Raw genomic sequence first — 25844 nt, forward strand, 5'->3', positions numbered from 1 at the left:
TTAGGGATGAAAAGATTTTATTTCTACTGCCAACGCTAGTACTGCTAATTTGCTAACAATACTCCAAAGTGATAGAATTTTACCTTCTACAACCTGGCTAACATCATGAAACTCACAGTCAGTGGCATTCAAGCTAGAATATACATCTTTTCTGCTATTACATCGGTATAAGTAACATGTTGGAGTATCTCCTATATAGTATATTAGCGGTTCTGCAGAACTGCTTTTAAACATGTCAATGGTTGGTACACCTTCTTGTATAATAACGCTATTGATTGCTATTCCTTCTTTTATCTTTTTCATTTTATGACGCTTTTTTTTATTGAGGTTTAATATTTCCTCTCCACTTGTTGCTGTTATAATGCCCATCCCATATGTGCCATTGCTTGCTTTGATAAAAACGTAAGGTTGTGTTTTTATTTCATATTCCTCATATTTTTTTTGCACTAGAGATAATATTTGGTCAACTTTAGTTGCTACTGCTCCTAGTGACAAATCATCATCAAAATCAACTCCATCACAGCTCTCTGTAAGCACAGAAATTAGCCATGGGTCTATTTTAAATTCGCCACAAAACTCAGATGCTAATTCTTGATAGATTTCAAAATACTTAAATTTCTGCCTGCTATGCCAACCGTATAGTGGGCTTGGTACTATATCTTGCTTTACGTCTTTCAGCGTGTCTGGAATGTGGCTCGTCATATCACGGTTCAGTATAATAACATCAGGCACAAATCCTGAAGTTGTCTTTAGCAGAGAGTTTTCTTTCACAACAGTTTCATACTGTTCTATTAAATTGTATACTTCATTATATAAAAGGCCAATTCTAGTCTCAAAACCTGCGAGTTGTAGTATTTTCTCTATAACAAATACGTTTTCTATATACATTTTATTGCGTGTATAATTTTCCGGTATTATAAGAACCTTTTTGTATTGATGTCTTTTAAAATAGCTTTTTATCAATCTTGCTGCCATCGTTCTTGATTCTTCACTTAAGTTATTGAACCCCGCAGGAAATAAATTAGCGTCTACTGGAACGATTTTATAGCCAGAGTTTCTAAGATCTATAGAGCTATAAAATGGCGATGTAAGGCCATTAAATTTTGCTTCGAACCAATTATTTATACTTTTTTCCAAATCTGGGTGAATTATGTTTTGCATCTGCACTTTAAATGTTATAAGGAAGGTATTATATTATAAGCTATAGTTGAACATATTTAGTAAATTTGACTAAAGATTAAAGTATAATGAGATTCTTATTTAAAGTGATAGAAAAATGATTCAACACGATAACAATAAAATGTATGGCACTACTATATTATCAATTAGAAAAGATAAAAGTGTAGTAGTAATAGGTGACGGACAAGTTTCACTGGGCCACACTGTTATAAAATCTGGAGCAAAAAAAGTTAGGCGTCTTTCTGGTGATTCCGTAATTGCTGGATTTGCCGGGGCAACAGCCGACGCATTTACTCTTTTTGAAAGATTAGAATCTAAACTTGACAAGCACCCAGGGCAATTAATGAGAGCATGTGTTGAACTTGCAAAAGACTGGAGAATGGATAAATATCTGAGGAAATTAGAAGCTATGATGATCGTTGCAGATAAATCTATTTCATTAGTAATTACGGGAACAGGTGATGTTCTTGAACCTGAAGATGGAGTCGCAGCTATTGGCTCTGGGGGAAATTTTGCTCTATCTGCAGCAAGAGCTTTAATTGACATTAAAGGAATATCAATAGAGGAAATTGCGAAAAAGGCTATGAAGATAGCTGGCGATATATGTGTTTATACAAATCATAATGTAGTTATTGAAAAGATAGAGGAGTGATATGTCTTCCAAGCAAAAAACTTTATGCACCAATTTTTCCAATCAGCCCATAACCCTTTCAGAAGGGCGGTCTTGTAGTAGTGACACCTACGATGAAAAAGATAACCTCTATAAAGATACTAAGAGTGGTTTTGATTCAAATGACAGCGATGTTCAAGTTAATGACAGCACTCAAGTTTTGTTAGATGACCTGCCACCACAGAAGATAGTTAAAGAATTGGACAGATTCATAATCGGACAGGATGATGCAAAGCGTGCTGTTGCTATTGCGCTCAGAAATCGTTGGCGTCGCAATCAGGTTCCATTTCCATTGCGTGATGAAATCATACCTAAGAATATATTGATGATCGGTCATACAGGGGTTGGTAAAACTGAAATAGCTCGTCGCTTAGCAAAACTTGCCGGTGCACCGTTCATAAAAATTGAGGCAACGAAGTTTACTGAAATAGGGTACGTTGGACGTGACGTTGATTCGATAATACGCGATTTAGTTGATGCAGCAATAGTTTTAGTTAAAGAGAAAGCCCGTAAAGCCTTAGCTAAAAAGGCTTTAATTTTAGCTGAGAAAACAATAGTAAACTCTATGGTAGGCGAAAATGCAACCGAAGAGAGTAAAAAAATTTTTAGAGAAAGGTTGAGGAATAAAGAGTTTGAGGACGGAGAAGTTTCTATTAACGTCAGAGAGAGCAAGAGTATGTTACCTACTTTCGATATACCAGGCATGCCAGGTGGGCAAGTTGGTGTGATGAATGTAACAGAAATAATGGGCAAGATGTTTAACGGGAGCAAAAAAACAAAAACTATTACGGTGAAGGTAAAAGAAGCGCGTGAAATATTAATTAATGAAGAAAGTGAAAGGCTAATGGATGAAGATAAGATAATCAAAGAAGCCATTGATCTTGTTAGTAATGACGGTATAGTATTTTTGGATGAAATAGACAAAATTGCAGCGCGTACAGAAGTAAAAGGTGAAGTAAACAGAGAAGGAGTGCAACGCGATCTGTTACCATTACTTGAAGGAACAACTGTTACAACTAAGTATGGCCATGTAAAAACAGACTATATATTATTTATTGCATCTGGTGCTTTTCATCAGTCTAAACCATCTGACCTCTTACCGGAATTGCAGGGCAGATTACCGATCAGGGTAGAACTTAAGGCACTTACTCAAGAGGATTTAATAAGAATATTAAAGGAACCAGAATCTAGTTTGTTAAAGCAGTACATAGCTTTAATGAAAACAGAAAATGTGACACTTGAGTTCACTGATGATGGTATAAAAACCATAGCTGAAATAGCGTTTACAGTTAATAGGCAAGTGGAAAATATAGGCGCAAGAAGGCTTCACACTGTCATGGAGAAGCTTTTAGATGAAATAAGTTTCATTGCTTCTGAGAAAAATAGCGAAAAATTCATTATAGACAGCAAGTATGTAAAAGATAAACTTGAGTCAATTTCGAAGCAGCTTGATTTATCTAAGTTTATACTTTAGGAAAAACGAAAAGCCTACTTTAAGTAGTATAGAGAGTGTTCAGAAGATTAGCCAGTAGACCTAAAATTTCAGCTATATTCTTTAGGCTGTTTTTCAACAGTAGAATGGTGTGCTGCGACCTCTTGCTTAACATCTAAGCTTAAGTCAATTATTGAGATATTTTTTTCATCATAATCTATGTCTTTTATTAACATATCGTCAGTAATAGTCAAAAGGTCAGGCGGAGAAAGAATAGTTCTTTTATTACCAGCTCTCATTCCCACAACTCCAAGCTCTATAGCAAGTGGTATTTTTTTATCGCCAACCCTAAATTGCACTGTTTGATCTTTGACTATATATTCCCCATTATGCTCCTTTACGCTATATTTAACCGATATCTCATCACCGCACCTTACTTGTTTTCCAGTCTTGTTAATTAAGTCATTAAAAACCATCAGATTATTTACTGAGTCGGGATATTTATCCTTTACTTCGATCAGTTTGACGTAATAAGAATTAAAATTCATTTTGTTCTCATTGGCAATAGTAACTACACGCTCTCCGCCTTCTTTCATACCTATTGCCCCTAAACTCACTTCTTTTAGGTCATCTTGACCTATTTTCAAAGTAACATCAGAAACTTTGCTAGGGAGTGTTGCTGAGTTATTATTAGAAATTTTATATATTTGCAATAGGACTTCCAGGCCACAAAAAGCCTTGCTGCCACTGCCTTCAGTAATTTCATAAAAATTTATCGAATCCTCTTCTTTTTGCTGCGTCATTTCTTCTAAATATTCTGTTAGCCCATGCTTTTCAATATAGCGGTCAAGTGCTGATTCAAGTATTGGCTTCACTAGGTAATATGCTATCGTCTGTATCAAACCACCATGCGTGGCATTTATCTCATAAAGCTTGTCCTTTTTTTCCGGTTTACCTTTGTTTATATAGACAATAGTAAACACAAAAGCAGAAGTTAAAGTGAGAATCATTACTACGGAAATAAGCATTTGTAATATAATTTTTCTAACCATCTTTCTTTACTTGATTCAATAAATCATATAAATAATTAGTATCCCCTGAAAGCGCACTCAAATTATCCAAGCCTTGTTTAAAGAGGCCGTCTATATAGTCCTCTACTTCACTTTTACCAAGCACAGACATTAGGTTATTTGTTTTATCTTGTTCGTAGTCTTCAATATCATCCTTAGCTTGAAAGATAAGCCCTAGGTTTATCCCGTAGTTATATAACGCTCTCCGTTGTTCATCTGTAGCACCCCCTATTATAGCACCTATTTCACATGAAGCTGCAAATAGTTTTGCGGTTTTCATCAAATGAATTTCTTTTATTTTGTTAAAATCTGTGTCAATACCTAAAGCCTGTCCTCCCACCATTCCCCTAATTCCTATTGCTTGAGAGAGCACTTTTATGATCTCACAGCGTTTCTCATTTAACGAAGATAATACCTCAAAAGCCAGAGTAAGTAGTGCATCTCCGGCAAGCACTGCTGTTGCTTCATCAAATTTTTTATGGCAGCTTAGCTGGCTTCTGCGAGTATCACTGTTGTCCATGCACGGTAAATCATCGTGAATTAGAGAGTAAGCATGAACAAATTCAATTGCTGCAGCAACTGATATTACTTTTTTAGCTTCCGCGTTAAACACTTGCGATGAAGCTATGACTAAAAAGGAGCGTATATGTTTTGCAGGAGCAAGGAGTATATAACGCATAGCTGATATAAGCTTATTCTCGCTATTTTCGGGTAAGAGTTTGTTTACTTCTACAATAAGCAAATTTTTTGTTGTTTCGTCTAGCATTTTTGAATTGTTAATTGTTTAGCACGTAACGCTAGCCAGCTAGGGCAGTAGAAAACTTTGCTGTAGTTTACCAGTTATAAAAGATATTGCAAACATAAAAATTTTTTATAACATCAAAGAATAGGTTATTTTTTTGGTAAGAAATGTGAATAGCGAACTAGCAAAGAGCACTAGAGAAGACATAGAAGAAAAAGTGAAAAAGATTATACTAGAGCACATTAGTAAGGATGTAGAGAAATTCAACAGCTCTTCAAAGCTTTCGGAGCATGGTACGGACAGTTTAGATGCAGTTGAAATCATCATGGCGGCAGAAGAAGAGTTCGGGATAGAAATTCCAGATGAAGACGCACAAAAAATGGAAACTATGGAGCAAATAGTTGAGTACATTAATAATAAAAAAGGCTAATAGTTAGTGTTAAATGAGCAGAAGAGTAGTAGTCACTGGTGTTGGTTTAATCACTCCACTAGCAGCAGATGTTGACAACACTTGGTTAAGGCTAATAAAAGGTGAATCCGGCATAAAAGCAATCAATACGGATAGATTTGACTCTTCTGATCTTGCTTGCAAAATTGCAGGGCAGGTGCCGTTGCAATCAGACAACATTGAGCACCATTTCAATCCACTAGATTATATTTCTGAGAAAGACTCAAAAAGGACAGATCGTTTTATCCATTACGGTATTGCAGCAGCTATTCAGGCAGTAGATGATTCATTAATTTTGGAAAGCCAAAATATCAATCGGGAACGTGTTGGTGTGACTATTGGCTCTGGTATAGGTGGTCTTCCGTCAATTCAGGAAAATGTTATTACCATGCAGGAAAAAGGGCCCAGACGTGTCAGTCCATTTTTTGTCCCTGCAAGTCTAATAAATTTGATATCTGGCCATATTTCTATTAAATACGAATTTACAGGTCCAAACGATTCAGCAGTAACCGCATGTGCAACAGGTGCGCATGCAATCATAAACTCAGCAAGAACTATAAAACTTGGTGAAGCGGATGTGATGATTGCAGGTGGAGCAGAAAGTGCACTGTGTAGAGTTGGAATTGCAGGTTTTGCATCTATGAAAGCGTTATCAACTAAATTCAATGATAAACCCAAAGAAGCTTCCAGACCATGGGATGCAGAACGCGATGGTTTTGTTATGGGTGAAGGAGCAGGTATATTGGTGTTGGAAGAATACGAACATGCAAAAAAAAGGGGAGCAAAAATATATGCTGAACTGAATGGATATGGACTCACAGGAGACGCACACCACATCACTGCACCGCATCCAGAAGGAAGAGGCGCATTTAAAGCAATGCAACTTGCTCTTCATAGTGCACAAATTAATCCCAATCAAGTAGGGTATATCAATGCACATGGAACTTCAACACCACTTGGAGATAAAATCGAAGTGATAGCAATGAAAAAGTTGTTCGGCGATTACGCTTATAAAATACCCGTTTCTTCAACTAAATCCTCTACAGGGCACTTGCTTGGTGCTGCAGGAAGCGTTGAGGCAATATTCAGTATTCTTGCATTAAATAATGGGATTATTCCACCAACCTTAAATTTACACAAGCCTTCAGAAGGATGTGATTTAAATTTTGTACCGTTTAAAGCTCAGGAGCATAAAATTCAATATGCACTTTCTAATTCGTTTGGTTTTGGTGGCACTAATGCATCGCTCATATTTGGACAAGTTTAGTTGATGTCACCCCAGTGTCTTCCTCTTGTCATTCCAGTACCCTCCTCTTGTCATGCAAGCAGCTCTCCTACTGTCATCCCAGCACGTGACACTGGGATGACAAACGGTTGTGAAATGGAATACATATAAAAATTAAACTATCAATAGCAATTCAAAAAGAAAAAATATTCTATTCATCCCTGAAGAAGTATTTTATTGACAATTTATGAATAAAGATCAATAATGCAGAAAAGGAATTGATGGGCGTATGCATGAATTTAACCACTATTAATTGTACATTATTTGTTGTAATTACATATTTTTTGACGTGCATTATAGCTTGGTGCTTACCTTTCAAAGACATAACATTATTAACAACATTTGTTCCGGCTTCAGTTGCAATTTTGCTAACCATTTATAATAAACAGAAGGTAAGGGATCTTTTTAAACTTAGTTCGCCAAAAAACTGTCTATTAGGGTTTATACTTATTCTGGTAAGTATGCTAATTTCCAATGGTCTTTTGTCAATTTACTGCGGTTTTTCATTTTTCCGAGAGTCTTTTACGTTAGACCGTGTAAAGGATTTGAGTGCAGTTTTGAGTCCATTAGTGATGTTATTTGTTTTATTATCAACCTTTGTGATGTGGATCATTATGTCTCTTGGTGAAGAGATCGGTTGGCGTGGCTATCTTTTGAAAAATCTTAAAAGCAAAATATCAAATTTTTATATCAGAGCAATTATTGTCGGTATTATTTGGTCAGTATGGCACATACCAACTTATGTGGTTGCTGGCTCAGCTTTGTGGAAGGATGGCTTTACATTCCCGACTATTTGTGCTTATACCCTTTATATTTGTGCAATGTCTATAATGTTTACCTGGTTGTTTGAAAAAGACAACTCGATTTGGCCAGTAACTATTGCTCATGCAACAAATAATCTTGTGTATAGTGTTTTGAGCATTCTAATGCCGTCTCCTCCTCTGTCAACTTTCGATGCAGTAATTCGCCTTACATTAGGAGCAGCTGGTTATTTCATTGTTGCAATTGGTGTTATTTGGTTTGATAAAGCTCGAGAGCGTCATTTGAGTAATTCATAGTATAAAATTTCGGGGGCAATTCGCATCAGGTGTCATGCAGGTAGCATGACACTGGGATGATGAGGAAGAAAAAGCAAATTTTGCCTTTTACGGTCAATCTATTATACTTAGTAAGACTTCAATAAACTAATGAATTATACTTTATATCTAATTAAATGCACAAGATATTAATAAGAAATAACTACAAACCTTTGGTCGGAAAAATCAAGATTAATGGCTCAAAAAATGCTGTTTTACCAATAATGGCAGCAAGTCTATTAAGTAGCTCCCCGGTAATTTTGCATAATGTACCTGATTTAATTGATGTGCATCTAATGTCTAAGTTGCTTGAAAGTCTTGGAGCAGAAGTGAACTTTATGCACAATAAAAATTATAAAGCGAACCATACTTTGAAAATTGACTGCAGCAATATCAACAATCACGTGATGCCATATAAAACCGCAAGTAAGCTAAGAACTTCTTTTCTAATATTGGGTCCAATGCTTAGCAGATTTGGCAAAGCGAGAACAGCATTTCCTGGTGGATGCAACATTGGAAAGCGTCCCGTTGATATGCATATTAAAGCATTAGAAGAAATGGGAGCTAAAATTGAAATTGACGGCTATAATATAATTGCAACAGTGAAAGGAAAGCTACAAGGAAAAGAAATCACATTTGAGAAAATAAGTGTTGGCGCAACAGAAAATGTAATAATGGCAGCAACATTTGCAGAAGGAGTGACAACAATAAACAATGCTGCAACTGAGCCGGAAGTTCTTGATTTAATAGATTTTCTGAAGAAAATGGGTGCTGATATTGAAATTGATAATACAAAGGTCATAATAACAGGAGTTGAAGCACTAAATGGATGTGTTCATAAAATAATACCAGATCGCATAGAAGCAGGCACCTATGCACTAGCTGCTATAATAACCGGTGGTAAGTTGGAGTTGGAAGGAATAAATCTATCTGATATAAGGTGTATTACAAATGAGTTGGAGACTATAGGAGCTATGGTTGAACTGTATGATGGAGGCATTGTTATTTCCAGAAAAAATGGCTCTATTAAGTCTGCTAACGTTGCGACAGATCCATATCCCAATTTTCCCAGTGATATGCAACCACAACTGATGTCTGCAATGTGCATCGCTGATGGGATATCAGTAATTGAAGAGAACATTTTTGAAAACAGATTTACACATGCAGATGAATTGAGAAAGTTAGGTGCTAATATCAGCATCGAGAAAAGCAAAGCTACTATAAGTGGAATAAAAAGCTTATCTGGAGCTAATCTATATGCTACTGACTTAAGATCAACAGCAGCTTTGGTGCTTGCTTCTTTGGTAGCCGGTGGAGAAACTATAATAAACAATTCACATCATTTATGGAGAGGATATGAAGCAATGCATGAAAAACTCAATTCATGTGGAGCTGATATCTCCATTTCGTCTTGAGGATATTTTATGAATGAAGCAACCAAACGAACTATAGTAAAAGAAATAGATGCAATCTTATATGAAGAACATAAGGTATTAGACCATGGATTTATTCGAGTAGTGGATTATATGGGCTCTGATAGCGCTATAGTTCAAGCTGCTCGTGTTTCTTATGGCAAGGGAACAAAACAGATAAGTCAGGATGAAGCACTTATAAAGTATTTAATGAGACATCATCATACAACTCCATTTGAAATGTGTGAAATTAAGTTTCACGTGAAACTTCCAATTTTTGTTGCAAGGCAATGGATAAGGCATAGAACTGCAAATGTGAATGAATATTCAGCAAGGTATTCAATACTTGATAATGAATTTTATACACCTAAACCAGAACAAGTTGCAAAACAATCTGACAATAATAAACAAGGTAGCGGGGAAGCTTTTGATCCAGATACCTCAAAGGAAATAATAGATTCTCTAACAAATGACTCTAATTTAGTATATTCTCATTATGAAAAATTTATTGAGCAGGGGCTTGCAAGAGAAATTGCCAGAACTAACCTAATGCTTAATTACTACACGCAATTTTATTGGAAAATAGATCTGCATAATCTCCTTCATTTTTTGAAGCTTAGAGCTGATAAGCATGCCCAATATGAAATCAGAGTTTATGCAGAAGTTATGCTGGATATAATAAAAAAATGGGTTCCACTGGCCTACAATGCCTTTGTTGAATATTGCCTAGAATCAGCCTGTATTTCAAGAACTGGTCTAGAAATAATTCGCAAATTAATTAAAGGGGAAAACGTTACTAGAGAAGAAAGTAATATTGGTAAAAGAGAATGGGGCGAGCTGATGTCTATACTTGATAAACAATCTTAAAGATAAAGGCATACGTGTCAATCTCCTCTGTCAGTTAACTCTCGTTCACCAGATTGAATCTTGCTTTTTACATCACATTAACTCATCACTTTTATAGAACATCTCATTAAAATCATTTAGAGTTCCAAAATCCTGACCCTTGATAAACAGGTGATCATTAGCAACATGTGCTTCATCAAGAGTAAACAGCTCGTAATGATGATTGTGAGCGGGCCTAACAATTTCATTATATAAAACCATTACTTGTTCGTAGTTATATCCATCGCCAGCATGATATTTACCACGTACGGTATCATAAAAATTCTTTACATCATCATATGTCACTTGCAGCTCCACCTTATACTTTCCCACTTCAAGAGGACTTCCTGTCTTTATTTTTAAGGGATGTTGTGAATTTGCAACACTGTTAGAAGTTTCTGCTTCAATATCAGAATTTTTATCCATATTTTCTATCACACTTGCCATAACAGTTTCTTGTTCATCTTCTGTTGGTTTTGTTTGTTTTTCAGTCTTATTACTGCTACTGTCAGTTTCCACAGTTACTTTTTTTACTTCTATATCTTTTTGAGCTTTCTCATTACTTTGCTTGTGTATTTCATCTCCATGCAATTTTTCCTGCAGAGCTTTTTTCGTATCAGCATAATCATCACGATTGCTTTGCAAAGCTGGTTTATAACTGCTGCTATCATCCGCTTGCATTTGATCTATATAGTTAGATTCTTCTTCCTGTATAGTATTTTTTGCGTTATCCTCACCAACCGTTCCTTTCTCCCCAGACTTGGCTTCACTCTCTACCACAACTTCTTCGTCTACTTGCTCATCATCAATTGTAAATTCAGTACCTATCTGATTGCTATCTTCCTCCAATTCATTAGATAATTTTTCAGATAGCTGGTCACCACTCAAATATGGTTCCTTTGAATATTTAGCATAATTATGGGGATCGGTTCTGTTTTCTGAATAAAACCCACTTTCAAAGTCTGAGTAGGAGCTTTGATTGAGCACAAAAAATAAGTTTTCATAATTAACCAGCATATCACTATCAGGGCTAACAAAATTTAAATATTCATCGCCTTCCCATTCTGGGTGGTGTCTATACTCTGCTATGTAGTATTTACTAGAGTCGAGAGGTATCTTGTCACCTTCTTCCCCATCAAGTTGTAAAACTACTGCTGAATGCCCATTACCTAAATCATTACCTTTTACCACTTTGAATATTTTAATCTCATCCTTTTCTACAAGTTCTTTTAACTCCTCGTTCTTTTCATTTAACTCTTCCTCCCTTTGTCTTTCTGCTTCTCTTTCTCTTGCCAATCTTTCTGCTTCTTCATCAGCTTTCTTCTGCAGTTGTGAGAATACATTTTGTAATATATCTTGTGTGGTTAAGCTATTTGTGTTGCTTAAAAAATTATCTAACACATTTGATGCAATTGGTGACAATTCACCGTGATCATCAAATACTTTTTCCTTTGCTTTATTATAGTGATTTGGGTTATAGATTGCATACAGAGGATAAAAACCATAATCTGCAATTGACGCTCCGTCAGGTGATAGTTCCATTGAGAATCCATAGTAATTAAGTGGAAGATTGGAGGTTAAATATTTACCGTTATCATCCCTAACGTGTAGCTCACTTCTACCATTGTGCTCACTATATTTGTTGTAGTAGATATAAAAATTCTCATGGTTAAGATTGAAGTGATCATCTAGATTATCGAATTGAATTGTACTGCCAAGCTTCTCCCGCAAAAGATTTTTGCTTTCATCTGTAAGCTTTATATGTGCAGAAAAGTAGTATCGATCTATAGGTTTGCCTTTTTCTATTTCAAAGTTCAAAGTAATCTTGTCGTTGACCATTGGTAGCCTCCACAAATTCTATAAATCATTTTATTTATCAATCATACGGTCTGTACTATGAAAAATGTGTTAAACGTTAAGATTTTCTCTGTACCGATTCATCTATATTGCCAGGCTTAATAAAGTTACAAGCTCTTTAAAACAATGTTAAACTCAATCACTATGGCAAAAACAGTTGACGTATTACTATCACTTCCAATTGATCAGTTATTTTCATATGCAATTGAGGAAAATACTGAGATTTTACTTGGAGATTACGTAGTGGTGCCATTTGGCAAAAAACGCTTAATCGGAATAGTTTGGAAATACAGTGATAAAAGTAACCGAGAATTAAAATTTATTGAGCAAAAAATCGATTTACCAAATATTAGACCAAAATTGATTGCATTTGCAGAGTGGGTTGCACAATACAATTTAATACCTATTGGTATGCTTGCCAAAGTGATAATGGGAGGAGTGTTAAAAGTAAATCACATAGATAAATTGGTTTGTGTTGAACAAAAGCAGGAAACAAGTGAAATAAGTTGCCAATTAAGCCCTGAACAGCAGATAGCTAGTGATAAAATAATAAGCAATTTGAACGAGTATTCAGTGACTTTGCTTGACGGTGAGACAGGATCTGGAAAAACCGAAGTTTATCTCTCTGTGATTGCACAATTGATTAAGAATTACACTGCCGTTCCAAATGCTGCTCAGACTTTACCATCCCAGTGCCCAGAGACACAACTGTACGAACATTGTGATTTGGGTCTACCAAGAGGGTGTTATCCGAGTAGCCTGACACTGGGATCCAGTTTTTCATATAACCTCATTACAAATGTTTATTTTAACTTAAAACCAATACCTAATTTACAATCAAAATTCCTGGATTCCAGTGTCAAGCACTGGAATGACACCTTTATACTCAAGGCAAAACCCACTGTAACATTTAGCATACCGTCTTTGCCACGTACTAGTATGACACCAGAATATGTTGAAATGACATCAGGAGAAGGTAATACACAAATTTTAATCCTCCTACCTGAAATTGTTTTAACTTCACAATTGGTAAATCGTGTTCGCGGTCAGATATCAAAAAACTTAGTTGAATGGCACTCAGGGCTCACTCCAAAAACTCGCCGGAATAATTGGCTCAATATAGCAAATGGAAATGCGCAGATAATTATTGGTGCACGGTCAGCGCTTTTTTTGCCTTATAAAAACCTAAAATTGATTATCGTTGATGAAGAGCACGACTCATCTTTTAAACAAGAACAGGGAATTATATATAATGCTCGAGATATGGCGATAATCTTAGCCAAATTTGAAAATATTCCGATTATTTTATCATCAGCTACTCCACTGCTTGAAACGATTCATCATGTTAAAAACGGGAATTACAATCATGTAAAGCTAACTAAGCGATTTGGTGGTGCAGAATTGCCACTCATTAAAGTAGTAGATATGAGGAACAACAAGCAATGGATCTCCTCTGAGCTTTTTGAAAGCATCAAACAAACCATAGAGAAAAAACAGCAGGTTATGCTTTTTCTAAACCGCAGAGGGTATGCACAACTGGCAATTTGTAAAAAGTGTGGATATAAAATTTCCTGCTTAAATTGTGCTGTTTGGCTTACATATCACAAGAAAAAAAATGCTCTTTTGTGCCACCACTGCTCTTATCAATTGAAACTTCCAGAAAAATGCTCTAATTGCCAAAGTGAACAGCCATTGTCCCTCTACGGCATAGGAATTGAAAGGTTACTTGAAGAAATGGTGAAATTAATACCAAACGCAAAAACTGCGATGATAAGCAGCGATCAGAAGTCGGTTAGTAACATCATTGATTTAGTGTTAAAGGAAGAGGTGAACATTATAATCGGCACACAGATAATTGCTAAGGGGCACAATTTTCCCAAATTAACTTTGGTTGGAGTAATAAATGCAGATTTGAGCCTCGAAAATTCTGATTTAAGAGCAGCGGAAAAGACGTATCAATTATTGCACCAAGTTGCAGGCAGATCAGGAAGGTTTAATGAAAAAGGAATGGTAATAGTGCAAACTAATAATCCTGAAAGTTCAATAATAAAAGCATTGCTGCATCAAAAAAGAGACTCATTTTATGAAATCGAACTTAAGTCAAGACGCGAAGCCAAAATGCCACCATTTAGCAGATTAATAGCGCTTATAATTTGTGGTAAGAATCAGATTGCAACACAAAAAGCAGCGAATGAAATAGTAAAATCTCTTCTTTGTTATCCAAGTAGCTTAACTACTTGTATCCAGGAAAAAAATGTAGGTGTAGACAAAAAGGAATTTGAAATTCTTGGCCCATCACCAGCAGCAATAAATTTTTTAAATAATAAGTATCGGCATAGGGTATTATTAAAAATACACAATAAACACAGTTTATCTATACAAAAAAAGCTGAAATATTGGATTAAAAATTGTAACTTGAATTCGAGTATTGCAGTGATAATAGATGTTGATCCTGTGAGTTTTTTTTAACGAGTTCCGTTAAGCCTTCTTGCCAATTACCACAACATTCTCACTGGGAAAAAAATAATCAGGTACAGCCATATTTTTCGGTGCAGGACCCCCAATCACTCGGCCTGATGTATCATAATATGAACCGTGGCAAGGACAGAACCAACCATTACCATCTCTTGTAGCGTGGTCAACCGGTACACACCCAAGATGTGTACATATTCCAAGCATAATTAACCATTCGTCTTTTCCTTCGTATACTCTCTGCTCATCTAATTGAGGATCCCTCAAGCTCTTCACATTCACAGCTCTTGCAGCCTCAATTTCTTGCTTTGTGCGTCTACGAATGAATACTGGTTTACCTTGCCACTTTACTTTTACTCCGTGTCCTTCCTGAATTCCAGACAAATTCACCTCCACTGTGGAAGTTGCTAGAACTTCAGCAGAAGGATTCATAGATTTAACCAGTGGCCAAAGTCCGCTTGCAGCTCCTATACCTGCCATAGCGCATGTAGTTAATGTTATAAAATCTCTCCTACTCTTATTTTTAGTAAGGTCTTTAACAGGAGGTGTTTTTTTATCCTCTTTGTTTGCCAGTGGTTTTTTATTTTTAGTTAAATTTTTGTCCATTGATCTTTACTTAGCCATAAGTATATATTTTAATTTAAATACTGCGTATTAATCAACAAAAACTTGCGCTTTTTGTTTAACCTGTACTACGGTTGAGAAGAGATAGAGTTTTCAACTTCAAAAATACTATCTTCAGTGGAATCAGGATCTTCAATTTTCGCTACTGACACCACTTTTTCTCTACTTTCTGTTTTAAACAGAGTGACTCCTTGAGTGCTGCGTCCTGCAATTCTAATCTCATTGACCGAAATGCGAATTAACTTTCCTTTATCTGTAATAAGCATTATATTATCACCCTGCTCAACTGGAAAACTAGCAACAACATTACCGTTTCTGCTAGTAGTAAGAATATTGGTGATACCAACACCACCCCTGTTAGTTACTCTATATTCATACGCAGAAGTTCTTTTACCAAAGCCATTTTCAGTAATAGTTAATATAAACTCCTCATTCACTGCAAGTTTTAAGAATAATTCGTTATCTATTCCTAAATCATTCAAAGTCTTTTCCAATTTAGAATCAATGGAGTTATTAATTGCAGTCCCCAGTCTTTTTGCAAGTGGAACTTTTAAGTAAAGTTCTTTTGTTTCTGTTGCTACACCTATCCCATTTAATATGGTCATGGATATCACGCTGTCATTCTTTACAAGTTTGATACCTCTTACGCCATCTGAATTGCGACTCTTAAATTGACGCACATCACTTACAACAAATCTGATACTTTTTCCAAGCGTTGTTGAAAGTAAAACATGGTCAATTTCATTACATACCTTAACCGATACTAATTTGTCTCCTTCATCGAGCTTTATTGCTATTTTTCCATTGCTTGGAATATAGTGAAAGTCCGCTAAGGAGTTACGCCTTATGTTTCCATAGGCAGTAGCAAAAACTATGTTTTGATTTTCGTCATTTTCACTTGGCAATGGCATGATATTAGTTATAGTTTCACCATCGCTAAGCGGAAATATGTTAACAAGTGCTCTTCCACGTGCGGTTGGCTCTGCAAGAGGTAACTTATAAACTTTTAATCTATAAACTCGACCAATGTTAGAAAAGAATAAAAAGCTAGTATGGGTATTTCCAACAAATAATTCTGTGATTACATCCTCTTCTTTTAATCCCTGTCCTAGCTTTCCTTTTCCACCACGACGCTGAGTTCTGTAGTGAGAAAGTTTTACACGCTTGATATAACCATTCATAGTTACGGTTATCACCATATCCTCTTGTGGAATTAGATCTTCAGCTTCAATGTCCGCGTCTGACTCTTCTATTGAAGTTTTTCGCGGCACAGCAAATCTGTTCTTTATTTCTTGTAGATTGTTTTTTATTTCTTTCATCAACTTCTCTCCTGAGCCAAGAAAAGCGATATATTCTTTTATCAGGTTGATCATTGAACTTAGCTCAGCTTCTAATTTGTCTTTTTCAAGGCCTGTTAAACGCTGCAGTTTCATATCAAGGATAGCTTTAATTTGTAGCTCAGTTAATCTATACACTCCATCTTTCAAAAAACTTGCGCTATCTGAAATCAACTCGATAATAGTGTTGATTTCATTCGAAGTTTTCCATTCTTTATTTAAAAGTTCTCTACTTGCTTCCGCAGGATCTTTTGCACCGCGGATGATTTTTATCACTTCATCTATGCTGAGGACCGCAATGTAGAGCCCTATATATATATGAGCTTTTTCTCTCGTTTTTCTTAGACGAAATTCTGTTCTCCTGATTAACACTTCTTTTCTAAAATCAATAAAGGCCTCTATGATTTCTTTCAATGACATCAAAGCAGGCCTGTTGTTATTGAGCACTAAAGTGTTAACACTAAAACTACTTCTTAGTGGAGTTAGCCCCAATATTTGATTAAGTATAAAACTTGCTTCAGCATTTCTTTTGAGGTCAATTACTACTCTAATACCAGACTTATCGGACTCATCCCTAATTTCTGTTATACCATCAATTCTTTTTTCTTTTACAAGCTCACCTATCTTCTCAATTAATTTTACTTTATTTACCTGGTAAGGTATTTCATCAATCACTATTGCTTGCCTATCTTGTGGCAGATCTTCTATATGAGTCTTGCCTTGCACAACAATTGATCCACGACCAGTTGCAAATGCTGATCTTATTCCAGACCTTCCAAGAATTGTTCCCCCAGTTGGAAAATCCGGCCCTGGCATCACTTCAAGTAACTCATCCAAAGTAACTTCAGGATTATTTACATATAATATACAAGCATCTATTATTTCTCCAAGATTATGAGAAGGAATATTGGTTGCCATACCAACTGCAACACCACTTGCACCGTTTACCAATAGATTCGGAAACTCTGCAGGCAGCACAACTGGTTCTGTTTCATTTCCATCGTAGTTTGGCCTAAAATTAACTGTATCTTCATCAATATCATTCAGTAAAAAGTGCGACACTTTTTGAAGTCTTGCTTCTGTGTATCGCATTGAAGCTGGTGGATCTCCATCTATCGAACCAAAGTTACCTTGCCCATCAACAAGTGGTAAAAGAAGAGAGAAATCTTGGGCCATTCTAACCAAGGAATCGTAAATAGCTGCATCACCATGTGGGTGATATTTCCCCATTACATCCCCAACTATACGAGCTGCCTTTTTATATGGCTTACCGGCATCGAATCCAGCTCTTGACATTGCATATAATATGCGCCTGTGAACAGGTTTAAATCCATCCCGCACGTCAGGTATAGCCCGGCTTATGATAACGCTCATTGCGTAGGAAAGATAAGAATCTTCCAGCTCTTTTACTATTGAGATTGGTACTATATTATCCTGCATTTTCTATACTTTAATTGAAGTAATTAATAATACTAACATTCAGTTAAGCAAATGGGCAATGACAGACTTGAACTGCCGACCTCCTCGGTGTAAACGAGATGCTCTACCAGCTGAGCTAATTGCCCCTTTAGATCTAATTCTATAGCTCAATATTATTATTGTAAACAAAAATAGCAATAAATTGTATCCGTTCAGCAGAGTGGCAAAATAGGTAGACAAGGTGATCTAAAAAGATAATCATAGAGTAAATGTGAGGTAAGTCCTTACAATAAATGGTGTCATCCAAGTAGCCGACACTGGGATCCAGAAAAAAGAATGGTGTCATTCCAGTGCTTGACACTGGAATCCAGCTTTTTCATAATCATTAAAACGTTGTATTTTTACATAAAACAGCTATTTTTATGCTCGCCAACTTAATAAAATTCCTGGATCCCAGTGGGCTTTGTTGCATCGCTAGCTATGATGGATTAAAGATAAAAAAGATAGGGAATATCAGTAGCTTATTATTCTGGTATTTATAACAAGAACGGTCAATGAATACCTAAATTTGAGTAAAAGAAATTTCACTACCATTTACCAATCCGGCTAAAATTCAAGAATTTCAATGCTTTAGCTATTTTCAATAGAATTAAATTTATTAATATAAATAACAAATTACTATTCTTAAATTTGATCAGATTGATTGCAAAAAAACAAGATTTTCAATAGGTTGCTTATAATCCTAACTATAGTTAGCCTTTCATAAGTAGCGATGCAACAAAGCCATCCCAGTGTCAAGCACTGGGATGACACCCTCCTGATGGGCCAAAATCACAATGTTCGTACAGTTATGCATTTGTTGTGCAAATTACCTTTGCAAACAAATGTTCGTACAGCTGTGTGTCACACACTTTGCTTCAATATTTGCACATTAGCCACTCCCTTGAACAGATACGATAAATTAGCTTTAGGTAAGCTATAAGCTTTTATGAAATCTTTGGGTGCGTGCTGTGAAGTTTTATAAATTTTAGTCTTGCTGTCACTTTGTATAAAGGTATTTTTTCACTCACATCTTTCGAAGTTGTAGCCATGTTTAACAACTTTAAGTAGAATATTGTAGCATTTTGAAAATCTGAAAGTTTATCTAGAATAACAGCTAAATTATAAGTATAAAAAATATTGTTTTCATCGAGGGAAATAGCAGTTATCATATACTCTTTACCTTTTACATAATCCTCCTTTTTCATATAGATCAGACCTAAATTTGCTAATAAAGGAGCATAATTTTTATGTATATCATACAATTTTAACATTTCACTCAACGCCAGATCAGGATCATATTGTGAGATTATCGTCAGAAAATTTTTTAATATGTAAGGGTTACTAGGGTGTTCTTTTAACAGTCTTGTGTAAATCTCTACAGCTTTTTTGTATTCTTTATTAGCGTAATAAATATTTCCCAATCCAATTAAAGCATTTTTATGATAAGGAAACTTTGCGATAATCTGATTAAGGAGAGAAATAGCTGCTTCATTATCTCCTGATTCAAAGGAATCTTTTGCTTTTTTTAAAGTAGAGTATATGTCAAAACTCTTGCCAGAATTCTGCGAAATTTTGATATTAAATTTGTCACTTTTTCTCTCAATAACATCAAAATCTTTATATTTTTTATCAGCTTTTATATGCTTGACAACACTATCGAAGGCCTTTTGTATCTCCAAATTTTCACTAGCATAGGTAACAGAAGACCTCCATAAAATCACAACGCAAATTAACATGCAGATAAACATAGGTCCTAGTGTTGTGGCATTGGCTGCAGCGTGTAACCAGTAAACCTTATTTCTTTGAGCTATGCGTAACACATTACAAATTCATAAATGCTAAATTACCTATCTCATACAATAATAAAGATATTATTAATTAGCGGGACGAACATGCTGTGTAGCTTTTCAGAATGCATTTATCTTTTGTCTTCCATATTTCGCTTTATTTCCACAAAAATGCTTCAATTTATCTTAACATTTTGTCAACTACCTTTGTAGATTTAAAAGGGCATTTTTACATATTCCATATGGCTGCCAGTTGCACCCCTCACATGCGTACTCGAATTTCTTTAAAGACATTTTCTCCCTAATCTTTTTTACTGCCTCATTCCAAGTTAAAGTCTCGCCAATTTTAATTCCTAAAATTTCCATATGCCTTCTATCTAGCTCTAAAACTTTAGCTTGTGTGGTGCATTTACCTTGTTTAGTCTGATTTGGACAAGCACTACAGATATTATCAAGGTTACCAACTACTTCGATTTGAGTACTAATTACTTTGCTTGCTATCCTTTTATAATTTTCTACAAAACCCTGAGAATACCCATATCCCCGAAACGCGAGGGTGCACATGAAATGATGAGGGCGAAATTTTATCATTTTTTCAAATATTGCAAAGCTGCTACAAGTAGAAAAATTTTTATCAAACCAGGAAGGATAAATGGTAAAACACCCACCATTATTGCTTGTCCCAGACCCAAGTAAACAGCAAGCCAACTAACACCACAAATAAAGATTACAACTGTACCAGCCAGACAACTTAAAGAATTACATACAAATGATTTATACTTAGAGTTCAGTAATTCATTTACTTTGCTCATTACCATAACAGCAGCTAAACAGCCAATTAAATATCCACCGGTTGGTCCAAGAAGAGCGTGATAACCACCAGAAAAATTCGCAAGAACAGGCAATCCTGCTGCACCAAGTGATAGATATGTAAGCACAGAATAGAATGCTGTTCTGCGGTTAAATTTAAGCCCAATAAGCATTACTCCTAAAGTTTGCAATGTGATAGGCACAGGCTGCAATGGTATGCTTATTTGAGCCATCAAGAATAAAAGTAAAACGCAAGACAATATTTCAGCCAGTGTTGATCTGCTGCTAGATTGTGTTATAAACATACCTTCCCAATAAAAATAACTTATTAAATGTAATATATGTGTATGAGAGGTTTTGCAATTTAAATTTTGCTTATATTGTGCTACAATGAATTATTTATGCACTATTAAATTAAAAATGATGAGTAAACAAGATCTATTATCGTTGATGAAAGCAAGACACAGCGGACGTTCATACGATCCTACAAGAGCAATATCTCAGGAAGACATGGATATTTTAATGGAAGCTGTAAGGCTGACTCCCTCATGTTTTGGTGATGAACCCTGGAGATACGTAATATGCAACAAACAGAACAATCAAAGCGTATGGGAAAAGCTGCTAAATTGCCTTGATGAATCTAATCAAAAATGGGCAAAAGATGCACAAGTGTTAATCATATCTTTAAGTGCTAAAAACTTCCGTAAACAAGGTAAAGGAGAAAATCTTTGGGCTAATCATGATACTGGTGCAGCAAATTATGGACTTATGTTACAAGCTGCAGTTATGAACTTAATGGCCCATCAAATGGGTGGATTTGATAGAGATAAAATAGTGAAAGAGTTCAATATACCCAATGACTTTAACGTAATGTCAGTGATAGCGGTTGGTTACGAAGAAGAGGGTGCTGAAACAAGTAAGAAGAAAAGAAGACCAATAGAAGAAATATTTTTTTATGATGAGTGGCCAAAATTCTGAAAATTTTATCAAAATGCACGGCACTGGTAACAATTTCGTTATCATAGACTCACGTTCAACAAACAATTTAGACTGGAACCATAGACAAATTGCTGATCAAAGCAGTTGTGATCAAGTGATAATTATAACAATGTCTAATGCTGCAGACTGTTTTATGCATATCTATAATGCTGATGGCAGTCGAGCTGAAATGTGCGGAAACGCAGCACGCTGTGTTGGATATTTGATAATGTCAGAAAAAGGTGCTGAATACTCCATTATTGAGCTAACAAGCAAACGCATTTTAGAGTGTTTTAAAGTGGGTGATAAATCCATAAAGGTTAACATGGGTAAACCTTTGCTAAAATGGCATGAAATTCCCTTGTCTACTGAGTGTGACACTCTTCACTTACCTATAGAGCTTGAAATGCTAAAAGATCCTGTTGCAGTAAATATTGGCAATCCTCACATAGTTTTTTTTGTTGATAACATAAGTGAAATACCATTGCGAAATTTAGGACCAAAGCTAGAAAATCACGCATTATTTCCTCGGAAAATTAATGTTAGTATTGCACAAGTTGAAAAGTCTGGAGAAATAGCTTTAAGAGTTTGGGAAAGAGGTACAGGCATTACTGCATCATGCGGTAGTGCAGCCTGTGCAGCACTTGTTGCATCCACACTACGTGGATATCTGGTTGCCCAACAGACTTCAGTAAATTTACCAGGAGGCAAGTTATTAATCGAATGGGCAAATAACGTATTCATGACCGGTGATATAGGGTTTTTGTGACCCTAATTCTAGTGATGCATTACTTCCAATACCTTCTTACCAATTACTGCAGGGGTTTCAGCAATTGCAATCCCGGCACTCCGCATAACTTCTAGTTTTGCACCAGCACTTCCACCGCTGGAGGAGATGATTGCTCCAGCGTGTCCCATACGTCTTCCTGGAGGTGCCGTTTGGCCTGCTACAAAACCAACGATTGGCTTTTTAGTTTTTTCTGTTTTCACAAAATGTGATACATCTTCTTCTTCGTTTCCACCTATTTCACCAATAACTACAATACCATGAGTATCGTCATCTTTTAAAAAGAGCTCCATACAGTCGACAAATGTCATACCATGAATTGGATCCCCCCCAATTCCGATACACGTGGATTGACCAAGACCAACAGCGGTTGTTTGTGCTACTGCCTCGTAAGTTAAAGTTCCGGAGCGAGACATAATTCCTATGTGTCCACGCTTATGGATATGGCCAGGCATAATTCCTATTTTGCATTCTTCAGGTGTAATAATTCCCGGACAGTTGGGACCAATCAATCGACTTTTTGAGCCGATAAGCGCACGCTTAACTTTCACCATATCAAGTATAGGAATGCCCTCTGTAATACAAATTATCAATTCTATTTTTGCATCTATTGCTTCAAGTATTGCAGCAGCAGCAAATTTAGCAGGTACATATATAACTGTAGCATTTGCACCGGTTTTTTCTTTGGCTTCTGCTACAGTATTAAAAACCGGTAAATTAAGGTGAGTGCTACCACCCTTTCCAGGAGTTACACCTCCCACCATTTTCGTTCCGTAATCAATTGCTTGCTCTGAATGAAATGTGCCTTGTGCACCAGTAAAACCCTGGCATATTAATCTTGTATCTTTGTTTACTAAAACGGACATGCTTTATTTTACCTCTTTTACTATCTTTTGTGCAGCATCACCCAGTTCATCTGCAGCAATAATATTTAATCCTGACTCTTCTAAGATTTTTTTTCCTTCTTCAAAATTAGTACCTGATAATCTAACCACTAGAGGAACTTTAATGCTCATTTCTTTTGCAGCCGCAACAATTCCACTTGCGATAATATCGCAACGCATTATACCACCAAATATGTTAACCAGAATTCCTTTTACGTTGCTATCAGACAATATGATTTTAAATGCTTCAGTTACAGTTTCTTTACTCGCTCCACCACCAACATCCAAAAAGTTAGCAGGCTCTGCTCCGTAGTATTTTATTATATCCATTGTTGCCATAGCAAGACCTGCACCGTTTACCATGCAACCAATACTGCCATCCATTTTGATGTAACTGAGCCCATATTTTGAAGCCTCTATCTCTTCTTTCACTTCTTCATCATAATCACGAAGTTCCATAATTTCTGGGTGACGATATAAAGCATTGTCATCGAAATTAATTTTCGCATCGAGCGCAATAAAATCTCCAGAATTTGTTTCAACCAGTGGATTAATTTCAATTTGGCTCGCGTCAGTTGCAATAAACGCATCATATATTTTTTTTGCAATGTTCGATATCTTTTCTATTTGTTCTGGACTCAAATCAAAACTGCTGCTTAACTTGCTGCTATCAAAACTTGTAGCAGAATCAATATCAAATTTCACAATTTTTGCAGGAGAATTTTTCGCCACTTCTTCAATGTCCATTCCACCTTCTGAGGAAAATATGAATATTGGCCTACTGAGCTTCGGGTCGATTACCAGGCTTAAATAATACTCTTTCTTAATGCTTGAGCCTTCTTCAACGTACACTTTTCTTACTTGCTGCCCGCTTGGCCCTGTTTGATGAGTAACTAAAGTCATACCAATCATGTCCTTTACAAACTGTTGAGCTTCTTCAACTGACTTTGCTAGCTTTACGCCACCGGCTTTACCCCTACCACCTGCATGAATTTGAGCTTTAACTACAAACACGTCAGATTTTAATTGACTTACTTGAGTCTTTACTTCTTCCGCAGATGTAGCAACAAAACCTTTTGGCACTGGGACATTAAATTTATGCAAAACTTCTTTCGCTTGATATTCGTGAATATTCATAAAATAACCAATGATAAACTATTAACCTGAGTACAAACTACCAACCATAACGCTGCCTTCTGCACTCTTGTTGGTACCTCTTTTTTTTAGCTTCAGCTTTCTTTTTAGCTCTTTTTTCTGATTTTTTTTCATGATATTGTTTTTTCATTTTCAACCCTCTTCCTTCCTTTTGAATTGTTTTTTTCAATACTGGAAGAGCTCTCTCTACATCACCATAATGGACTGATACTTCTATCAAACTCTATACCTCCTTCGGTAATCATTTCAAAATCTATTTATAAATTAGAAAATTAACATTGTCAATTATTTTATAAACTTGAGCGTTAAAATGTAATATGCCATAATTTACATGGTGAATAATGTCATTCCAGTGTCAGCTACTTGCTTACTGATGGAGATTACTCTTATGTTACAGCGTTCTTACAATTATACTAACATCGGGGCGGAGAGATTTGAACTCCCGACCCTTTGGTCCCAAACCAAATGCGCTACCAGGCTGCGCTACGCCCCGACTTCTTTACTCAGAGTATCAATAACTCAGGCAAAATGCAAGATTCATTTGTTTACTTTAGAAAAAATATAATATGAGATTTAATATTATCTTAGAATATGTTTTTTATTAGCTCCTCTTTAACAACAGACTGCTTCGTAGAAAGTCTACAGGGTTTTTGTGCGCGCAACACTGAACCAGATTTCTTTATCTTAGCCATATTTAAAAATCTAGCTACACCAATTGGTGAAAGTTAGTGCAGCAACCACAGCGGTATCGACTCTTAAAATTCTTTTTCCTAGACTCAATTTTTGACAAAACTTATCGGCAAGATCAAGTTCATAAGATGAAAAACCACCTTCAGGGCCAACAATAATAGCAACATTTTTCTTACCTTTCAGCACTTTATCAGCTTTACCTGTTTCATCACATAAAACAAAATTTTTACTCTGGGAATCAGGTAATTCGCAAAAGTTAATAGGAGGCAAAATCTCTGGTATACTCATCCTACCGGATTGTTCCGCTGCTTCGATTGCTTGTAATTTTGCTCTACTTAGGTTAATGTTTTTTACTACTGTACGTTCCGTTGAAATAAATTGAATGCAAGTTATTCCCATTTCAGTTGCCTGTCTTACTATGTTGTTCAAAGCAGCACTTTTTACCATGGCACAATACAGGTATAAATTTTCCTCATATTGCTGTTGTTTGGCACATTCTTTGAGTGTAATTTTTGTCAATTTACGCGATATATTAACTACTTCTCCTAACCATTCTCCATCTTTTCCATTAAAAAGAGAGAGATTATCATACTTCTTAAGCCGCATTAAATTGCAAATATAGTGACTTTGTTGTGGATTAAGTGCTAAACTCACGCCTTGTGATAAAGCTTCTTCAACATAAAGCCTAATTTTTCCCATTTAAAACTTTAATTATATTCTATTTGAGTGACTCTTACGGGATTTGAACCCGTGTTACCACCGTGAAAGGGTGGTGTCCTAACCACTAGACGAAAGAGTCAACT

At 35.9% G+C, this 25844-nt stretch carries 23 protein-coding genes and 3 tRNA genes; 10 read left to right on the forward strand and 16 right to left on the reverse strand.

Annotated features, from left to right (window positions below):
* Positions 1–1161 carry a glutamate--cysteine ligase gene (gshA, locus tag AAGD59_RS00735; protein WP_015589431.1) on the reverse strand — a complete coding sequence of 387 codons (1161 nt, stop codon included), beginning with the start codon at positions 1159–1161 and terminating at the stop codon, positions 1–3.
* 115 nt (positions 1162–1276) lie between these two features.
* On the opposite strand from gshA, the gene hslV reads away from it, so the two are divergent.
* Positions 1277–1831: an ATP-dependent protease subunit HslV gene (gene hslV, locus AAGD59_RS00740; protein WP_006280198.1), complete on the forward strand. Its 555-nt coding sequence runs from the start codon at positions 1277–1279 to the stop codon at positions 1829–1831.
* 1 nt (position 1832) lies between these two features.
* Positions 1833–3323, forward strand: a complete 1491-nt coding sequence (gene hslU, locus AAGD59_RS00745; RefSeq protein WP_006280200.1) for an ATP-dependent protease ATPase subunit HslU — start codon at positions 1833–1835, stop codon at positions 3321–3323.
* A 68-nt stretch (positions 3324–3391) separates the two neighbouring features.
* Here the strand turns inward: hslU and AAGD59_RS00750 are convergent, their stop codons facing one another.
* Positions 3392–4333 (reverse strand): FKBP-type peptidyl-prolyl cis-trans isomerase, encoded by a 942-nt coding sequence (locus AAGD59_RS00750; RefSeq protein WP_015589432.1) that lies wholly within the window; start codon positions 4331–4333, stop codon positions 3392–3394.
* Complete coding sequence (locus AAGD59_RS00755) at positions 4326–5117, reverse strand: polyprenyl synthetase family protein (RefSeq protein ID WP_265027909.1); 792 nt, start codon at positions 5115–5117, stop codon at positions 4326–4328. Before AAGD59_RS00755 ends, AAGD59_RS00750 begins: the two co-directional genes overlap by 8 nt.
* A 145-nt stretch (positions 5118–5262) precedes the next feature.
* On the opposite strand from AAGD59_RS00755, the gene acpP reads away from it, so the two are divergent.
* The 5 genes from acpP to thyX all read left to right on the forward strand — a co-directional run bounded on the left by acpP (position 5263) and on the right by thyX (position 10181).
* Positions 5263–5523 carry an acyl carrier protein gene (acpP, locus tag AAGD59_RS00760; RefSeq protein ID WP_006279836.1) on the forward strand — a complete coding sequence of 87 codons (261 nt, stop codon included), beginning with the start codon at positions 5263–5265 and terminating at the stop codon, positions 5521–5523.
* A 13-nt stretch (positions 5524–5536) separates the two neighbouring features.
* The gene (gene fabF / locus AAGD59_RS00765) at positions 5537–6808 is read left to right on the forward strand and encodes a beta-ketoacyl-ACP synthase II (RefSeq protein ID WP_015589434.1); all 1272 of its coding nucleotides are present in this window, start codon (positions 5537–5539) and stop codon (positions 6806–6808) included.
* A 251-nt stretch (positions 6809–7059) separates the two neighbouring features.
* Positions 7060–7884: a CPBP family intramembrane glutamic endopeptidase gene (locus AAGD59_RS00770; RefSeq protein WP_022626149.1), complete on the forward strand. Its 825-nt coding sequence runs from the start codon at positions 7060–7062 to the stop codon at positions 7882–7884.
* A gap of 155 nt (positions 7885–8039) precedes the next feature.
* Positions 8040–9317 (forward strand): UDP-N-acetylglucosamine 1-carboxyvinyltransferase, encoded by a 1278-nt coding sequence (gene murA, locus AAGD59_RS00775; RefSeq protein ID WP_006279833.1) that lies wholly within the window; start codon positions 8040–8042, stop codon positions 9315–9317.
* 9 nt (positions 9318–9326) lie between these two features.
* On the forward strand, positions 9327–10181 hold the full coding sequence (thyX, locus tag AAGD59_RS00780) for an FAD-dependent thymidylate synthase (protein WP_015589436.1): 855 nt from the start codon (positions 9327–9329) through the stop codon (positions 10179–10181).
* A 72-nt stretch (positions 10182–10253) separates the two neighbouring features.
* On the opposite strand, the gene AAGD59_RS00785 is transcribed toward thyX, so the two are convergent.
* Positions 10254–12038, reverse strand: a complete 1785-nt coding sequence (locus tag AAGD59_RS00785) for a hypothetical protein (protein ID WP_265027910.1) — start codon at positions 12036–12038, stop codon at positions 10254–10256.
* A gap of 144 nt (positions 12039–12182) precedes the next feature.
* On the opposite strand from AAGD59_RS00785, the gene priA reads away from it, so the two are divergent.
* A complete protein-coding gene (priA, locus tag AAGD59_RS00790; protein WP_015589438.1) occupies positions 12183–14525 on the forward strand; it encodes a primosomal protein N' in 2343 nt (780 codons plus the stop codon).
* A 9-nt stretch (positions 14526–14534) separates the two neighbouring features.
* Here priA and petA read toward each other — a convergent pair whose 3' ends face one another.
* The 6 genes from petA to AAGD59_RS00820 all read right to left on the reverse strand — a co-directional run bounded on the left by petA (position 14535) and on the right by AAGD59_RS00820 (position 20852).
* A complete protein-coding gene (gene petA / locus AAGD59_RS00795; protein WP_015589439.1) occupies positions 14535–15134 on the reverse strand; it encodes a ubiquinol-cytochrome c reductase iron-sulfur subunit in 600 nt (199 codons plus the stop codon).
* An 86-nt stretch (positions 15135–15220) separates the two neighbouring features.
* Positions 15221–17929 carry a DNA gyrase subunit A gene (gene gyrA / locus AAGD59_RS00800; protein WP_141456691.1) on the reverse strand — a complete coding sequence of 903 codons (2709 nt, stop codon included), beginning with the start codon at positions 17927–17929 and terminating at the stop codon, positions 15221–15223.
* A gap of 52 nt (positions 17930–17981) precedes the next feature.
* A tRNA-Val gene (locus AAGD59_RS00805) sits at positions 17982–18054 on the reverse strand.
* Between the two features lie 840 nt (positions 18055–18894).
* On the reverse strand, positions 18895–19770 hold the full coding sequence (locus AAGD59_RS00810; RefSeq protein WP_174516848.1) for a tetratricopeptide repeat protein: 876 nt from the start codon (positions 19768–19770) through the stop codon (positions 18895–18897).
* A 168-nt stretch (positions 19771–19938) separates the two neighbouring features.
* Positions 19939–20328: a DUF1284 domain-containing protein gene (locus AAGD59_RS00815; RefSeq protein WP_006279825.1), complete on the reverse strand. Its 390-nt coding sequence runs from the start codon at positions 20326–20328 to the stop codon at positions 19939–19941.
* Entirely contained in the window at positions 20325–20852 is a 528-nt protein-coding gene (locus tag AAGD59_RS00820) for a biotin transporter BioY (protein ID WP_015589442.1), read from the reverse strand. Before AAGD59_RS00820 ends, AAGD59_RS00815 begins: the two co-directional genes overlap by 4 nt.
* 85 nt (positions 20853–20937) lie before the next feature.
* Between AAGD59_RS00820 and AAGD59_RS00825 the strand changes: the two genes are divergently transcribed.
* Together AAGD59_RS00825 and dapF are read left to right on the forward strand one after the other, a co-directional pair.
* On the forward strand, positions 20938–21525 hold the full coding sequence (locus tag AAGD59_RS00825) for a nitroreductase family protein (RefSeq protein ID WP_077188423.1): 588 nt from the start codon (positions 20938–20940) through the stop codon (positions 21523–21525).
* Positions 21506–22294 carry a diaminopimelate epimerase gene (gene dapF / locus AAGD59_RS00830; RefSeq protein ID WP_006279822.1) on the forward strand — a complete coding sequence of 263 codons (789 nt, stop codon included), beginning with the start codon at positions 21506–21508 and terminating at the stop codon, positions 22292–22294. The genes AAGD59_RS00825 and dapF overlap by 20 nt, the downstream gene beginning before the upstream one ends.
* An 8-nt stretch (positions 22295–22302) precedes the next feature.
* On the opposite strand, the gene sucD is transcribed toward dapF, so the two are convergent.
* The 6 genes from sucD to AAGD59_RS00860 form a co-directional block, all read right to left on the reverse strand.
* The gene (gene sucD / locus AAGD59_RS00835) at positions 22303–23178 is read right to left on the reverse strand and encodes a succinate--CoA ligase subunit alpha (protein ID WP_015589444.1); all 876 of its coding nucleotides are present in this window, start codon (positions 23176–23178) and stop codon (positions 22303–22305) included.
* A gap of 3 nt (positions 23179–23181) precedes the next feature.
* A complete protein-coding gene (gene sucC, locus AAGD59_RS00840) occupies positions 23182–24333 on the reverse strand; it encodes an ADP-forming succinate--CoA ligase subunit beta (protein ID WP_015589445.1) in 1152 nt (383 codons plus the stop codon).
* A 37-nt stretch (positions 24334–24370) separates the two neighbouring features.
* Entirely contained in the window at positions 24371–24571 is a 201-nt protein-coding gene (gene rpsU / locus AAGD59_RS00845) for a 30S ribosomal protein S21 (RefSeq protein WP_265027911.1), read from the reverse strand.
* Positions 24572–24770: 199 nt separating this feature from the next.
* Positions 24771–24844, reverse strand: a tRNA-Pro gene (locus AAGD59_RS00850).
* Between the two features lie 209 nt (positions 24845–25053).
* Positions 25054–25740, reverse strand: a complete 687-nt coding sequence (locus AAGD59_RS00855) for a 16S rRNA (uracil(1498)-N(3))-methyltransferase (RefSeq protein ID WP_341812932.1) — start codon at positions 25738–25740, stop codon at positions 25054–25056.
* Positions 25741–25768: 28 nt separating this feature from the next.
* Positions 25769–25840 (reverse strand) — tRNA-Glu (locus AAGD59_RS00860).
* Between the last annotated feature and the right edge of the window lie 4 nt (positions 25841–25844).

The organism is Wolbachia endosymbiont (group A) of Cephus spinipes, assembly GCF_964026895.1.
In the GTDB taxonomy this organism is placed as follows: Bacteria; Pseudomonadota; Alphaproteobacteria; order Rickettsiales; family Anaplasmataceae; genus Wolbachia; species Wolbachia pipientis.